13 protein-coding genes and 1 other RNA gene are annotated in these 13,804 nt (G+C 54.5%); 11 read left to right on the top strand and 3 right to left on the bottom strand.

What is annotated here, in order from left to right:
- Window positions 1-116: 116 nt before the first annotated feature.
- Window positions 117-1,319, bottom strand: coding sequence for a molybdopterin molybdotransferase MoeA (locus F7231_RS13505; protein ID WP_166692261.1), 1,203 nt, complete (start codon window positions 1,317-1,319; stop codon window positions 117-119).
- Between the two features lie 237 nt (window positions 1,320-1,556).
- Between F7231_RS13505 and F7231_RS13500 the strand changes: the two genes are divergently transcribed.
- From F7231_RS13500 to F7231_RS13480, 5 genes are all read left to right on the top strand, one after another.
- A complete protein-coding gene (locus F7231_RS13500; RefSeq protein WP_166692260.1) occupies window positions 1,557-2,141 on the top strand; it encodes a hypothetical protein in 585 nt (194 codons plus the stop codon).
- Window positions 2,142-2,332: 191 nt separating this feature from the next.
- On the top strand, window positions 2,333-4,327 hold the full coding sequence (locus F7231_RS13495; RefSeq protein WP_166692259.1) for an alpha/beta hydrolase family protein: 1,995 nt from the start codon (window positions 2,333-2,335) through the stop codon (window positions 4,325-4,327).
- 159 nt (window positions 4,328-4,486) lie between these two features.
- Window positions 4,487-5,812 carry a PQQ-dependent sugar dehydrogenase gene (locus F7231_RS13490; protein ID WP_166692258.1) on the top strand — a complete coding sequence of 442 codons (1,326 nt, stop codon included), beginning with the start codon at window positions 4,487-4,489 and terminating at the stop codon, window positions 5,810-5,812.
- Between the two features lie 281 nt (window positions 5,813-6,093).
- Window positions 6,094-6,438, top strand: coding sequence for a ribosome hibernation-promoting factor, HPF/YfiA family (gene hpf / locus F7231_RS13485; protein WP_085413382.1), 345 nt, complete (start codon window positions 6,094-6,096; stop codon window positions 6,436-6,438).
- A 195-nt stretch (window positions 6,439-6,633) separates the two neighbouring features.
- Entirely contained in the window at window positions 6,634-7,983 is a 1,350-nt protein-coding gene (locus tag F7231_RS13480; protein WP_166692257.1) for a GH1 family beta-glucosidase, read from the top strand.
- Between the two features lie 12 nt (window positions 7,984-7,995).
- Here the strand turns inward: F7231_RS13480 and F7231_RS13475 are convergent, their stop codons facing one another.
- Window positions 7,996-8,610, bottom strand: coding sequence for a 3'-5' exonuclease (locus F7231_RS13475; protein WP_166692256.1), 615 nt, complete (start codon window positions 8,608-8,610; stop codon window positions 7,996-7,998).
- A gap of 143 nt (window positions 8,611-8,753) precedes the next feature.
- Between F7231_RS13475 and F7231_RS13470 the strand changes: the two genes are divergently transcribed.
- The 6 genes from F7231_RS13470 to F7231_RS13445 all read left to right on the top strand — a co-directional run bounded on the left by F7231_RS13470 (window position 8,754) and on the right by F7231_RS13445 (window position 13,376).
- Window positions 8,754-9,638, top strand: coding sequence for an NAD(P)H-binding protein (locus tag F7231_RS13470; RefSeq protein ID WP_166692255.1), 885 nt, complete (start codon window positions 8,754-8,756; stop codon window positions 9,636-9,638).
- 47 nt (window positions 9,639-9,685) lie between these two features.
- An RNA gene (rnpB, locus tag F7231_RS13465) (RNase P RNA component class A) lies at window positions 9,686-10,088 on the top strand.
- Window positions 10,089-10,195: 107 nt separating this feature from the next.
- Window positions 10,196-10,795 (top strand): 30S ribosomal protein S16, encoded by a 600-nt coding sequence (locus tag F7231_RS13460; protein WP_085413386.1) that lies wholly within the window; start codon window positions 10,196-10,198, stop codon window positions 10,793-10,795.
- Between the two features lie 157 nt (window positions 10,796-10,952).
- The gene (gene rimM / locus F7231_RS13455; RefSeq protein ID WP_085413387.1) at window positions 10,953-11,540 is read left to right on the top strand and encodes a ribosome maturation factor RimM; all 588 of its coding nucleotides are present in this window, start codon (window positions 10,953-10,955) and stop codon (window positions 11,538-11,540) included.
- Between the two features lie 7 nt (window positions 11,541-11,547).
- Window positions 11,548-12,225: a tRNA (guanosine(37)-N1)-methyltransferase TrmD gene (trmD, locus tag F7231_RS13450; RefSeq protein ID WP_085413388.1), complete on the top strand. Its 678-nt coding sequence runs from the start codon at window positions 11,548-11,550 to the stop codon at window positions 12,223-12,225.
- A gap of 107 nt (window positions 12,226-12,332) precedes the next feature.
- Window positions 12,333-13,376 carry an acyl-CoA reductase gene (locus F7231_RS13445; RefSeq protein ID WP_166692254.1) on the top strand — a complete coding sequence of 348 codons (1,044 nt, stop codon included), beginning with the start codon at window positions 12,333-12,335 and terminating at the stop codon, window positions 13,374-13,376.
- 58 nt (window positions 13,377-13,434) lie between these two features.
- On the opposite strand, the gene F7231_RS13440 is transcribed toward F7231_RS13445, so the two are convergent.
- Window positions 13,435-13,665, bottom strand: a complete 231-nt coding sequence (locus tag F7231_RS13440; RefSeq protein ID WP_166692253.1) for a hypothetical protein — start codon at window positions 13,663-13,665, stop codon at window positions 13,435-13,437.
- Window positions 13,666-13,804 lie beyond the last annotated feature (139 nt).

Raw genomic sequence — 13,804 nt, 5'->3', positions numbered from 1 at the left:
CTTCATAGGGGTAATAGTGTAAAGCAGGTTAAGGCGAAAAGACAAAACTACCCGTTTGTCAGGCCGTTGCCAGGGCATGGATCGTCAATTCATAGAATGACAACATTGGCGTCTTTTTACCCAATCGACCATGCTTTTGCCAACGTACCTGCGGGAAACTCGACGGTGTCGGCGGGAAGTTCAAGGAAAGCGTCGGCGGCGGTCAGGTTAGTGAAGTCGCCGGAGCCGCTGCCGGGCAGGGGGTGAGCCAGCACTTGGCCGTCGGCGGTGGCTTCGAGCCGGGCGGGCGTGAAATACGTGAGTTGAGGTTTGAACGTAACCGACTTGGCCAGCTGTACGTAGAGCGCTGGCTCGGCCACCATGCCCATCGCCGTTTGCAGATACGGACGAACGTACCTGTAGAAGCAGAGCGTGGTGGATACCGGATTACCCGGCAGGGCAAACACAACGCGCTGCCCATCTGGGCTTGTGCCAAACCAGAGCGGCTTGCCGGGACGCTGCTCGATCTTGTGGAAATGCCGCCGAATACCTAATGCACCCAGCACCTCGGGCACAAAATCAGCTTTGCCTGCCGAAACGCCGCCGGTCATTACCAGCACATCATGCCGGGCCAGCAGCGCCGACAAGCCCGACGTGATGGTGCCTATATCATCAGGAAAATGATGGACCGACGCGTCGATGTTCAAGTCGCGCAGGGCCGCCTGCAGGAGGTATGCGTTCGACTGGCGAATCTGGTGGGGGAGGGGCGTCTGGTGCGTATCAACCAGTTCGTCGCCGGTTGAAATTACCGCTACGCGGGGGCGCTTCAGAACCGCGACCGACGTTTGCCCAACCGAGGCCACAACGGCGAGTTCAACCGGTCGGAGCACCGTGCCGGCGGGCAGGAGCACATCGAACGTGCGGCGGTCGCTACCTTGCTTATGCACATTTTGTCCTTTCACCATCTCGTCTGGAATCGTCAGCGTAGCCAGGCCATCGGTGATCGACAGGTCTTCGTAGCGGATCACGGTATCGGTGCCGGTTGGCAGAATGGCCCCCGTCATTACCTCAACGCAACCCGTGGGATCCAGCAGCGCCTGGAGTGGCTCGCCTGCTCGCTGTATAGCCAACACCGGGTACGTTGTCTGCCCATCGGCTAGCGCGTTGGAGTGAATGGCAATGCCATCCATAGACACCCGATCGAATGGGGGGAAATCGCGATCGGCCAGAATGGTTTCGGCCAGTACCCGGCCGCGTGCGTCGGCAAACGGCACCGTTTCGGTCGATTGTGAGAGGGCGTGGGTGGCCAGGATGTTATCAGCCTCGGCAGTAGTCAGCATAGTTGGGTTAGTTGAGAAGGCCAAAAATAGCTCTTTCCGGTCGAGGTTCTGTCACTGCTACAGGCCGTGACCAGGCGTAGCTGATGCATTTCGTTTTGTGTGCTGTGTGCTGCGTTCTGCCAAGCCAGTTTGCCGGCAGAACGCGGCTCCACTTAATCAATCAGCGAACCTGATACTTATTTTTTCAAACAGTGTTTTGTTGGTCTGCGGTTAAAGTAGCTCACTAACTAAAGCGTTATGTTCACCAGGAACTACCCCACGGGTTTTAAACCCCCACTTTATAATGTGCTGCTTATCAGTTGTATGGATTTGCGGCTGCTTGAAAATATTACTCATTTCATGGAGCATGAGAATCTGGTCAATCGCTACGACCAGTACATCATGGCTGGTGCCTCAATCGGAGCCCTGATGGGTACGTCGCCCGCTGATGATGACCTGATGTGTAAAGAAGACTACAGAGGGTGGGAGACGGGACTGCTACAGCACGTTGACCTGGCCATTAAGCTGCACAACATCAAAGATATTTACATTCTGGAACACCGCAATTGCGGGGCTTATAAAGCATTTTTGAAGGACGGTCAGGGTGATTATGAAACGTTGGGGTATACCAAAGAATTTAATGATCATAAAAGATATGCCCAACGTCTGTCAGACAGGCTACAGGATTACCTGGCCGAACGTGATGCTGCTAACTTAGTACCATCCAGTAATTCGGAGGTACCCATTAACATCCACGGCTTTATAATGGACATTCGTGGCAATGTTGAACTGCTTTGCACAACCGCTCCTTTTGTGGACCCGCTGGCAAAAGCAGCTCGCTGATGCGGCCTGATTTTCGGCTGAAGCACGTTGTCTAACCGATTCCCTCGGGTAGGCGGCGTGCATTTTTCGGGCATTCTACGCTTCAGGCCGCGGTTCAACCGGTAGTATAGCGCTTACGAACTGCTAATTACGTGTGTGTACTATCTTTCTTGCCATTTTTGTAGTCGGATAGTCGTATCATATAGGCCACCATGAAGAAAACAACTACGTTCTGCTTAGTACTCTTGACCAGTCTGGCCGGATTCGCCCAGACCGTAACCCCCAAACGGCCCATTACGCCGCAGGATATCTACCGGCTCCAGAGTCTGAGCGACCCGCAGGTAGCGCCGGATGGCAACTGGGTGGCTTATGTGCAATCGAGCGTCGATCTGTCGAAGGATAAACGCAATGCCGATATCTGGATGGTAAGCTGGGACGGCAAGCAGTCGGTGCAACTGACCAATAGTCCGGATGGCGAATCGCGCCCCCGGTTTAGCCCCGACGGCAAGTATTTGTCGTTTGTGTCGGCGCGGCAGGGCAACGCCAAAGGTCAGCTCTGGCTGATGGACCGGCGCGGCGGGGAAGCCAAAAAACTGACCGACTTAAAAACGGACCTGGAAGACTACGAATGGGCTCCCGACGGCAAGAGAATAGCGCTGGTGCTTCGCGATCCGGACTACTCAGATTCGTCGAAAACGAAGATTCGCACGCCCTACGTCATGGACCGGTATCACTTCAAAGCCGATACGAAAGGGTATCTGGACCGGAGCGCCGTGCATCTGTACGTTTACAACATCGACACCAGAAAGCTTGATACGCTGACCGCTGGTGCCTCCGACGAAACGTCGCCCGCCTGGTCGCCCGATGGCTCGATGCTGGCCTTTGTGAGTAACCGGACGGATGATCCCGACAAAAACGAGAACACGGACATTTACGTGATGGAAGCCCGGAAAGGAGCGCCCATGAAGCAGCTAACCACCTGGACTGGCACCGATGGGGACCCGGTCTGGAGCCCCGACGGAAAGCGCATTGCCTACCAGCGGTCTACCGGTTCGGGGGCATTTATCATGTACGATCAACCCGTGCTGGCGGTGATTAGCAAAGACGGGGGCGAACCTCAACTCCTATCGAAAGCACTGGACCGTCCTATTCAAAACCCGCGCTGGTCGAAAGACGGGCAGTCGATTGCGGTGTTGGTACAGGACGACCGCCAAAGGTACGTGGGGCAGTACACGCTGGCCGATGGCAAGTTTACGAAGGTAGCAGGAGGCAACCGGTCGTACAGCAGTCTGGAACCTGGTTCGGCGGGCAACTGGCTGGCCATGTTCAGCGAGCCGCAACTGCCCGGTGAGTTGTATGCCCTCGAAAACGGTACACCCCGTCGCCTGACCCACGCACACGATGAGTTTCTGGCTCCGCTCGAACTGGCTACGGTAGAGGGATTTACCTCGAAAAGTAAAGATGGAGCATCGGTGTCGAACCTGCTGTTCCGCCCCGCCAACACGCCGGCCAACAAGAAACTACCGACCATTTTCTTTATCCACGGTGGGCCCGTGTCGCAGGATGAGTATTCATTCGACCTCACCCGGCAGTTGCTCGCTGCTGGCGGCTATGCGGTTGTGGCGGTCAACTACCGGGGCAGCAACGGGCGGGGCATCGATTTCTGCAAAGCCATCTACGCCGACTGGGGCAACAAGGAAGTGCTGGATATCCTGGGTGCCGCCGATTATGTGGTCGAGAAAGGCATTGCCGAGCCAGATCGGCTTGGTATTGGTGGCTGGAGCTACGGCGGTATCCTGACCAACTATTCCATTGCAACTGATCCCCGGTTCAAAGCGGCAGCCAGCGGAGCCGGCAGTTCACTGCAATTATCAATGTATGGTATCGATCAGTACACAAATCAATACGAAAATGAGTTGGGTGCTCCCTGGAAAAACCCGGAGAAATGGATGAAGCTGTCGTATCCATTCCTGAAAGCAGACCGCATCAAGACGCCGACCATGTTCATGGCGAGCGAGAAAGATTTTAACGTACCTGTGGCGGGTAGCGAGCAGATGTATCAGGCGTTGCGGTCGCTGGGTGTGCCGACCCAACTGATCATTTACCCTGGTCAGTTTCACGGCATTACCACGCCAAGCTACCAGAAAGACCGTTCTGAACGCTACCTGCAATGGTTCGATAAATACCTAAAGCCTAAAACGCTCTAGGCTGACTTTCAGCCCAATGGCTTCAGCCTGCATCAATGGCCCTCTACGGCTGTATCGCATCATTCCACGGCTAACGTGGTCGACGATACAGTAATAGAGGGCCATTCTGTGTCTTTGTCGGGTAGTCGTATGCCTGATTTGACCGATCACCCCCAAACCATGACCAGTTCCTTTCTGTCTTTTTCTGCACTTGCGCTATCGCTCCTAAGCCTGGGTGCGCCGGGTACGTTCGCCGCCGATAATGTGCCGCTTACCAAAGCAACTGTTGCTGCAAAACGTGCGATCAAACCAACGGAGGTAAAACTGCCGGCGGGCTTTTCGGCGTCTATCGTAGCCGAAGACCTGGGGGCTGCCCGGCACGTGGTGGTGAGTAAGACCGGTGATATCTATGTAAAGCTGGGACAGTTGAAAGACGGCAAAGGCATTTACCGCCTCCGCGATACGAACAAAGACGGCGTCGTTGATGAGCGCGTAGGCTTCGGCGATTACCCCGGTACCGGCCTGTTCATGCACGAGGGTTACCTCTACGCGTCATCGAACAACACGGTATTTCGCTACAAACTCAATGACAGTCAGGAAGTGGTGAACCCCGATCAGCCCGAGAAAGTAGTGTCGGGGCTGCGGGAAAAAGAACGCGATAAGTCGAAGTCGATTGCCATAGATAATCAGGGAAATCTATACGTAAATATCGCCTCAGACAATGACCGTTGCCGGGTTGCAGGTACGGGTAAAGGGATGATGCCTTGCCCCCTTCTCGATTCGGCAGCGGGTATCTGGCGCTTCAAAAGCAACGTACCTAATCAGTCGTTTGCCAGCGGTACCCGCTTTGCAACTGGCCTGAAAAACGTGGTTGGGCTGGACTGGAACACAAAGACCAACACCCTTTTTGTAATGCAGCACGGACGCGGCGCGTTCGACGATTTTTATCCGCAGTACTACACCCCGCAGCAAAGCGCCGAGCTACCTGCCGAAACTATGTATGAACTGCACGAAGGTGATGACGCGGGCTGGCCATACGTGTATTACGATCACATCCAGAAAAAGAAAATTCTGGCTCCGGAGTACGGCGGCGACGGTAAAAAGCAGGGTACAACTAAAACTATTGACCCACTGGCGGCTTTCCCGGCGCATATGGGGCCGAACGGGCTGCTATTTTATACCGGTACCGCTTTCCCGGCTCGCTACCGGAATGGCGCATTTATTGCCTTTCACGGTCAGTCGCAGGCGTTGCACAAGGGCTATCTAATCGGGTTTGTTCCGTTCAAAAATGGGAAGCCATCGGGGCCCTGGGAGATCTTCGCGGATAATTTTGCGGGCACCGATCTAGTGAAGCCAACCGGCCCCGTGCAGCACCGCCCTTGCGGACTCGCTCAGGGACCAGACGGCTCGCTCTATGTGACCGATGATCTGAACGGCACGCTGTTTAAAATCAGCTACGCGGCGCAGTCGCCAGCCAAAAAGGGAGCCAGTTCAGGCCGGAGATAAACCGGTGCTGGTGTAGCGTGAGTACTACCAATGACGTCCCTCTGTGATTCGTTTTCACCTGGAAGCGATGGACGGGGCAGTGAGCTCATTGCCAGTAACTTATAAAAAGCGGTATGCACCTTTACTGTTTCTTCTGCTTCCAGTCACTAGGGGGCTACCTGTAGAAAACCGTAAGGATGTGGGTTTCCGCCGTCAACCGTAGCCTCATTTGCCGGGCTGGAAGGCTGGCTTTTTTACGGTTAGGTTGGTTAGCTTCTTTCCAACTAGAACGAGAACCAGCCATGAGCGAGCAGAAAGGAGTGGACGATGTGGACCTGCGTATTCAGGCCGTAAACATCACAGTTGACGACGATTTCAAAGATCATATAACGCAGGCACTGGCCAAACTTCGTCGCTACTACAGCGGTGACCTGATCACGGCCGATGTTATTCTGCGCGACGAGGCACACGGTGCCCCAAATACGAAATCACTTCGTATCAGTTTAGGTGTGCCTGGCACAGCCATTTTTGCCGAAGAGGAGGGCGAAAACTGGTATACCATGCTGCATACAGTGACCGGCAAATTGAAGCATCAGCTTGAGCGTAACTTTACCAATTCGCAAAATAGCTACCGACAATCATCGTAGATGAACGTACCTGAACCGCCGGGGTCAATCAGAAAACCAGCCAGATAGCCAGGGTGGGTGTTCTGCTGGCCCCGTTGTTTTTTATCATCGTCCCGTAGGGGCGCCGCATAGGCAGGTTAACAGTTTGATAATCGACGGCGGTATAACTTTCTCAACCAGGTTGCTCAACTTGCCGGTGATTGAGCAGACCGTACATTGACCACCGTACTACACCGCGCCGAGTTTGGGGCCGATTTTATTTGGGGAACAGCCACCGCGGCTTTTCAGATTGAAGGGGCGACCATCACCGATGGTCGGGGCGCATCGATTTGGGACACGTTCTCGCAGAAACGCGGCGCTATCAAAACCGGCGAAAATGCGCTTATGGCCTGTGATTTTTATCACCGCTATGCCACCGATATTGCGCTCAACAAAGCCATGGGCTTTACCGCCTTCCGCTTTTCCATTTCGTGGTCGCGGGTACTACCGCAGGGGACAGGCCGCGTCAACGAGGCGGGACTGGCGTTCTACGAGCGGGTCATCGACGAATGCATCCGGCAGGGCCAAACACCCTGGGTTACACTCTTTCATTGGGACTTACCACAGGCGCTCGAAGACCGAGGCGGCTGGGCCAACCGTGAAGTGCTGGTCTGGTTTGGCGAGTATGTCACGCTGATGGTGAAGGCATTTGGCCATAAAGTGACCCATTGGTTTGTCCTGAACGAACCGTCGGCGTTTACCATTCTGGGCTATCTGGTGGGTATGCATGCGCCCGGCCGACGAAGTTTTACGAGTATTCCGGCGGTGATTCACCATGCCGCGCTGGCTCAGGCCGATGGGGGGCGTATCATCCGCGAACACGTACCCGGCGCTGTTGTTGGCACCACCTTTTCGTGCTCACCCGTTGACGCGATCAGCCCATTGAAACGGGATGTACAGGCGGCACAACGGGCCAACGCCCTGTTGAATCGTCTGTTTATCGAACCGGCGTTGGGGCTAGGCTACCCCACCCAGGAGTTGCCCTTCCTGAAGTCGATTGAAAAACGTTTTGCCAAACCGGGCGACCGGGAACGGCTGGCTTTTGATTTTGACCTGATCGGTCTCCAGCATTACTTCCGGGTCGTGGTTGAGCATTCGATGCTGGTGCCGTACCTCTGGGGCCGCGACGTGTCGCCCAACCGCCGCCGCGTTGAGGCCGTAACAGAAATGGGCTGGGAGATACACCCAACCAGTATGCTGCAAATTATCCGGCAGTTTAGCCTCTACGATGGCCCGCACAGATGGATCGTGGCCGAAAGCGGAGCTGCCTTCTATGATCAGGTGGAGCAGGGGCAGGTGATCGACACCGCCCGCACGGCCTACCATGTGCAATGCCTGCAACAGGTACGGCAGGCGAAAGCCGATGGCATCGACTTGGCCGGTTACTTCGTCTGGACCCTGCTCGATAATTTCGAATGGGCAGAAGGCTATCGTCCGCGGTTTGGTCTAGTGCACGTTGACCACCGAACCCAGCACCGCATCATTAAGCAATCTGGTCAGTGGTTCCGGCATTTTTTAACAGGGTAGGTACGTATCCTGCTAGGCCATTTTGAAGCCGTCACCAAGGGCAAAAATGGTTTTTAGACACTGGGCCGTCAGAATGGCATCTTCCAGGGCATTGTGAAATGTGTCTTCCCGTTCAAACCCGAAATGGGCCGCGATAGCCGTCAGGCTCAGGCCCTTTGGCGTTGGCTTGCCATTCTTTTGCAACACGCGGAACACAAAGTAGCTGAGTGTATGCAGATCGACCAGGGTGCGCGAGAAAGGCCACTTCAGTTTTTCGTCGATATAGGCCTGTTTCAAAAAGTTGATGTCGTGCATCACGCTTTGTCCACAAATGACCACATTGCGGAGGAACGGCGTTTTGTCGAGCTGATTGGGCGGTACGCGGATGTTCAGCTTTTCGCAAATCCAGTTTTCAAACTCGGGTAGCACATCATAAATCATGGGTGCATCGTCGAGGTCGGCCAGTGACAGATTGTGCACCTTTTCGGCCGACGCGGTGAACGCTTCGGCGTTTTCGGGATACACGTTGGTCAGGTACTGTCCCTTTTCGATCCAGTTATCATCGAATAGCACAGCACCCAACTGAATAATTTCATTGAATCCCGGCTCAGGGCCAGACATTTCCAGATCGAGAACTAAAAAGGGCATTAGTAGGAGTAGCCAGCTGGCCGGTATAAAGTAACGTGTACAAACAAAAGTAAGGTAACTCGCCGGATTAGGCGAACTAATTACAATCCCTTCTGTTTCGTTTGTACATACAAACGTTAAGTTTTCATTTAACACTCGAGACAATGCATTACGTAATTACTGGTTCATTGGGCAATACGGGAAAGCCCATCACGGAAGGTTTAGTCAAGGCTGGTCACACCGTGACGGTCATCACCAGCAAGCAGGAAACGGCGGCAAAAATCGAGACTCTTGGCGCAACGGCTGCCGTGGGTGACCTGGCCGATGCTGCGTTTGTAACCACTGCATTTGCCAACGCCGACGCTGTGTATCTAATGATTCCTCCCAAATTCGACACCACCGACTGGCGGGGCGACCAGAATCGGATCAGCGATAGCTATATGGCCGCCATCAGGGCAAATGACATTCGTTTCGCGGTTGTGCTCAGTAGTATTGGGGCGCACAAAGGCCAGCTTACCGGCCCGATCGATGGATTGTACGATCTGGAGCAGAAGTTGCAGGCAATTGCCGGTCTGAACGTGAAAGCACTTCGTCCGTCATATTTCATGCAAAACTTACATGCAATGGCGGGAATGGTAAAAGGCATGGGCATCATGGGAAGCAATTTTGGCGACGACCAAGTCGTGCTGGTGCACACCAGCGACATCGCCGCTGTTGCACTGGACGAACTGCTTCGCCTTGATTTCACCCGGTTCCAGGTACGCTACATTGCCGGTGATGAAAAAACCGGTGCTGAAATTGCCCGGATCCTGGGTAGCGCCGTTGGGAAGCCCGAAACCCCCTGGATTGTCTTCTCTGACGAGCAAAACACACAGGGCATGCTACAGGCAGGTTTGAGTGAAGAAATTGCCACCAAATACACCGAAATGGGTGTGGCCATTCGCGACGGATCAATGCAGGCTGACTACATGAACAATCGCCCAACTCCGGGTAAAGTAAAACTAGTCGATTTCGCCAAAAACGAGTTCGCCCCAGCCTATCAGGCGTAACGAGCCAGACTTCCCACTTTTACCCTACCTTTGTGCTGCGTTATAACGGCCCGGACCGTCTTATCGCCTCGCTTTCGGGCGGGGAGGAAAGTCCGGACAGCATAGAGCACCCTACTTCCTAACGGGAAGGCGGGCGGGGGGTAACCACCGTTCGACAGCCAGTGTCACAGAAAAAATACCGCCGCAGGGTAAGGGTGAAAAGGGGGTGTAAGAGACCACCGCGCGCTGGGCGACCAGCGGGGCAGGATAAACCTTAGGGGCTGAAAGACCAAATATGTACCGGATGCGGGGCGGCTCGTCTCCATGCTCTCCTGCAAAGGAGGGATGCCGGTACGGGTAGGTCGATAGAGGGAGTCGGTGACGGCTCTCCCAGATAAATGATAAGACGGTTCGACGCGCCCACGGGTACGGTCGGGCCGACAGAATCCGGCTTATAGGTCCGGGTCGTTGTAGCGTTTTTCAAGTTAAAGCCGTACTTTTGCGGCTATGTTACACCCGGGGGACGTGTTCCCCCCATGGAAAGACGAGTTCTTTCCGGGTTTTAAAAACTCCTGATAATGGCAGTTAAAATTCGCTTAGCGCGTCGTGGACGCAAACGGATGGCTATCTATGATATCGTAGTCGCCGAATCTAGTTCACCTCGTGATGGTAAGTACATCGAGAAAATCGGTTCGTACAACCCAAACATTGACCCCGCCCGGATCGTATTGCAAGCCGACCGTGCCGTACATTGGCTCATGGTGGGTGCCCAACCATCTGACACCACCCGTTCGATCTTCTCGCACGAAGGTATCATGCTGAAAAAACACCTTCAAGTGGGTGTTGTTAAAGGCGCTATCACACAGGAATCGGCCGACGAGAAATTCAACGCCTGGAAAGAAGATAAAGCCAACCGCGTAGCTGGTACTGCCGACACGAAAGATCAGGCGAAAGACAAAGCTCGTCAGGAGCGTCTGGCGGCTGAACAGAAAGTGAGTGCTGCTCGTGCTGAAGCCATTGCGGCCAAGTACAAAGTAGAAGAGCCAGTTGTTGAGGCTGCTGAAGAAGCTCCTGCTGCTGACGAAGCGCCAGCCGCTGATGTTGCCGCCGAGGAAACTCCGGTTGCTGAAGCCCCTGCTGCTGCCGATGCACCTGCCGCTGACGAAACGGCTGCGTAACCCGCATTCATTGTCAATGAAAAAGCCTGTTCAACCGAGCAGGCTTTTTTTGTAGGAAAATTTGTTACTCTAAAAAGAGTTTCAGGTGGCAAGTGCGGTGTTTACACATCATCTGTCAGATGAGCAGCGCACTTGACACCTGAAACTCCCTTTGAACATGACTAAAGACGATTGCTTTCAACTGGGGCACATTACCAAGACGCACGGCCTGAATGGCGAAGTGGTGTTTTTCCTGGATGTTGATGACCCGAGCGAATACGAAGACCTCGACTCGGTATTGATCGAAGTGCGGGGTGAACTGACGCCTTATTTTATTGAGTCGTCATCGATCAACCGCGACCGGGCTATTGTGGCTCTGGAAGACGTTGATACCCTCGAAGAGGCTAAAAAACTAATTAACTGCCCGATCTGGCTTCCGCTCGACAACCTGGAACAGATCACTGATCCCGACCGGTTTTATTACCACGAAATCATCGGATACAGAATTGTCGATAAGGAAGAAGGGCCGCTTGGTACCGTATCATCGGTTATGGCGATGCCTACGCAGGACCTGATTGCGATGGACTACCGCGGACAGGAAATGCTGATTCCGATCAACAGCGCCATTGTGAAAACCATTGACCGGGCCGCCAAAACGCTGAACGTGGAACTTCCCGAGGGCCTGCTCGAGGTGTACCTCACAGACGCCGGCCTGCCCGACGACGCCGTTGATGGCGACGCTGACTACGACGACGACAAAGCCTGATTGACCCATGCGTATCGACATCATCACCTGCCTGCCACGACTGCTCGACAGTTTCTTTGGCCATTCGATTTTACACCGGGCGCAGCAGGGCGGTCAGGTGGAGGTATTAGTTCATGACCTTCGCGACTATACCGCCGACAAACACCGCCGCATCGACGACTATCCGTTTGGTGGCGGGGCGGGTATGGTAATGCAGATCGAACCCATCGCCAAGTGCATCCGGAACCTCCAGGCCGAACGTACCTACGACGATGTGATTTACATGACGCCCGATGGCGAACGCCTGGCACAACCCCTGGTGAACCGGCTGTCGCTCGCGCAGAATCTGATTATCCTTTGTGGGCACTACAAAGGAGTGGACGAGCGCGTTCGGGAGCATTTTATCACCCGCGAAATCAGTATCGGCGACTACGTGCTATCGGGTGGCGAACTGGCCGCGGCCGTCCTGTCCGATGCGATCATCCGGCTCATTCCCGGTGTGCTGGGTGATGAAACATCCGCTCTTACCGACTCGTTTCAGGATGACCTGCTGGCCCCGCCTATCTACACCCGACCCGCTAATTTTGAAGGCTGGAACGTACCTGATATTTTGTTGTCGGGCCACGAAGCCATGATCGACAATTGGCGGCACGAGCAGGCGTTGGCACGTACCCAGGCCCGCAGGCCTGATCTACTGGACAAATAAATGACGTTTGCGGTTTGCCGGTTGATGGTCGCTGCTGTAGGGCTTAACTCTGATCTGGCAGCGCACCATCAAACGACAACCCGCAAACCATAAACAACAACCAACAAGTGAACCGTCAACAACGACTCGACGCCTTTATAAAACTCGGTGATGTGCTCCGTGATCCTGCTCGCAAAGCGGATCGGGAGGAAGCTGCTTACCGGGCCAACTCGAAGAACAACTGGTTCAATCCCGAAAACGTACAGCGTGCGTTAGATGCTATTGCCAACCAGATGCTGACCCGCGAGGCCCTGACCACTTGGATGAACCAATACCCCGCCGAGCCCACTACGCCCCGCTGGATCGGTGTGGTTATGGCGGGTAATATTCCGGCAGTCGGTTTCCATGATATGCTGTGCGTGCTGATCAGCGGCCACAAGTTGCTGGCTAAACTCAGCAGCCTCGACGAGTACCTGATGCGGTTCCTGATTCACACCCTGCTCGAAGTAGAGCCTGCCTTCGCCGATAGCGTTAAGGTTGTGGACCGCCTGAATGACGCCGACGCGTTTATTGCCACTGGTAGCGATAATACCGCTCGTTACTTTACGTACTACTTCGCCAAAAAACCAAGCATTATCCGGCATAACCGCTCGTCGGTTGCCGTGTTGACTGGCCACGAAACTACCGAGCAGTTGGCCCTCCTCGGCGATGACATCCTGACCTATTTCGGGTTGGGCTGCCGCAATGTATCAACCCTGTTTGTGCCGGCCGATTATGACGGGCAGTCGTTTAGTTTTACGCCGCTGCTGCACACGCTGGAACCCCGGTCTTCCGAGTTTCTGAGCCAGCACAAGTATTCGAACAACTACGACTACAACCGGTCGATTTACCTGGTCAACCGCGTTGATCACCTCGATAACGGCTTCCTGATGATTACCGAGCAGCCCGGTCTGGTGTCGCCTATTTCGGTCGTGTACTACCAGAAATACAACGACCTCGATCATCTGAAAACGCTATTGGCCGATTATGCCGACAAGATTCAGGTGGTGGCGTCGGCCAATGGCTGGTATGCGGGGTCTGTTCCGTTCGGCCAAACGCAATGCCCTGGCCTGACTGACTACCCCGACGGAGTAGACACCATGGCTTTCCTGGCTGCGCTGGACCAAGCTTAGGTCGGTGCTGATAGCTATAAGTCAGGCGCTACCGACCCTAACTTGGCAACCCCAACTCTCACCGATAGGTTGCCAGCAGATACTCGAGGCGCTCGTTGAGCCGTCTGACGACGGTTCGACGGCGTATATCGATTCGTTTGTGAGGTAGTGTATCGGTTTTCAGTAGCTGCTGTTGTTCAGTATAGTAGCTCAGTAGCGTGGGGTCTTTCCTGCTCGGTTGCTCAGTAACAACCCAGAATCCGGCCGAGGGTGGAACTGGCTGCTTCAGTCGTTCTTTCATCAGGCTCATGCGTAGTTCAGTAGGTAGTCCGTCAGGTGGCGGAACCGGATCGAGCCCTTGTGACCTGCCGATTTGACCAATAGATAGATACAACAACAGCGGTAGGCAGAGATCAACGAACCTGCGAAGGGGCAGCCTTGCGTTCCTG

The organism is Fibrivirga algicola (assembly GCF_011742925.1).
Taxonomy (GTDB): Bacteria; Bacteroidota; Bacteroidia; order Cytophagales; family Spirosomataceae; genus Fibrella; species Fibrella algicola.
This window is presented reverse-complemented; position numbering and strand designations above follow the sequence as displayed.

Excerpts from the sequence above, each read along its gene's own strand:
- hpf (WP_085413382.1), top strand. The coding sequence starts at position 6,094 with ATGAGCGAGCAGAAAGGAGTGGACGATGTGGACCTGCGTATTCAGGCC.
- F7231_RS13470 (WP_166692255.1), top strand. The coding sequence starts at position 8,754 with ATGCATTACGTAATTACTGGTTCATTGGGCAATACGGGAAAGCCCATC.
- rimM (WP_085413387.1), top strand. The coding sequence starts at position 10,953 with ATGACTAAAGACGATTGCTTTCAACTGGGGCACATTACCAAGACGCAC.
- trmD (WP_085413388.1), top strand. The coding sequence starts at position 11,548 with ATGCGTATCGACATCATCACCTGCCTGCCACGACTGCTCGACAGTTTC.
- F7231_RS13460 (WP_085413386.1), top strand. The coding sequence starts at position 10,196 with ATGGCAGTTAAAATTCGCTTAGCGCGTCGTGGACGCAAACGGATGGCT.
- F7231_RS13495 (WP_166692259.1), top strand. The coding sequence starts at position 2,333 with ATGAAGAAAACAACTACGTTCTGCTTAGTACTCTTGACCAGTCTGGCC.
- F7231_RS13440 (WP_166692253.1), bottom strand. The coding sequence starts at position 13,665 with ATGAGCCTGATGAAAGAACGACTGAAGCAGCCAGTTCCACCCTCGGCC.
- F7231_RS13475 (WP_166692256.1), bottom strand. The coding sequence starts at position 8,610 with ATGCCCTTTTTAGTTCTCGATCTGGAAATGTCTGGCCCTGAGCCGGGA.
- F7231_RS13490 (WP_166692258.1), top strand. The coding sequence starts at position 4,487 with ATGACCAGTTCCTTTCTGTCTTTTTCTGCACTTGCGCTATCGCTCCTA.
- F7231_RS13500 (WP_166692260.1), top strand. The coding sequence starts at position 1,557 with ATGTTCACCAGGAACTACCCCACGGGTTTTAAACCCCCACTTTATAAT.
- F7231_RS13505 (WP_166692261.1), bottom strand. The coding sequence starts at position 1,319 with ATGCTGACTACTGCCGAGGCTGATAACATCCTGGCCACCCACGCCCTC.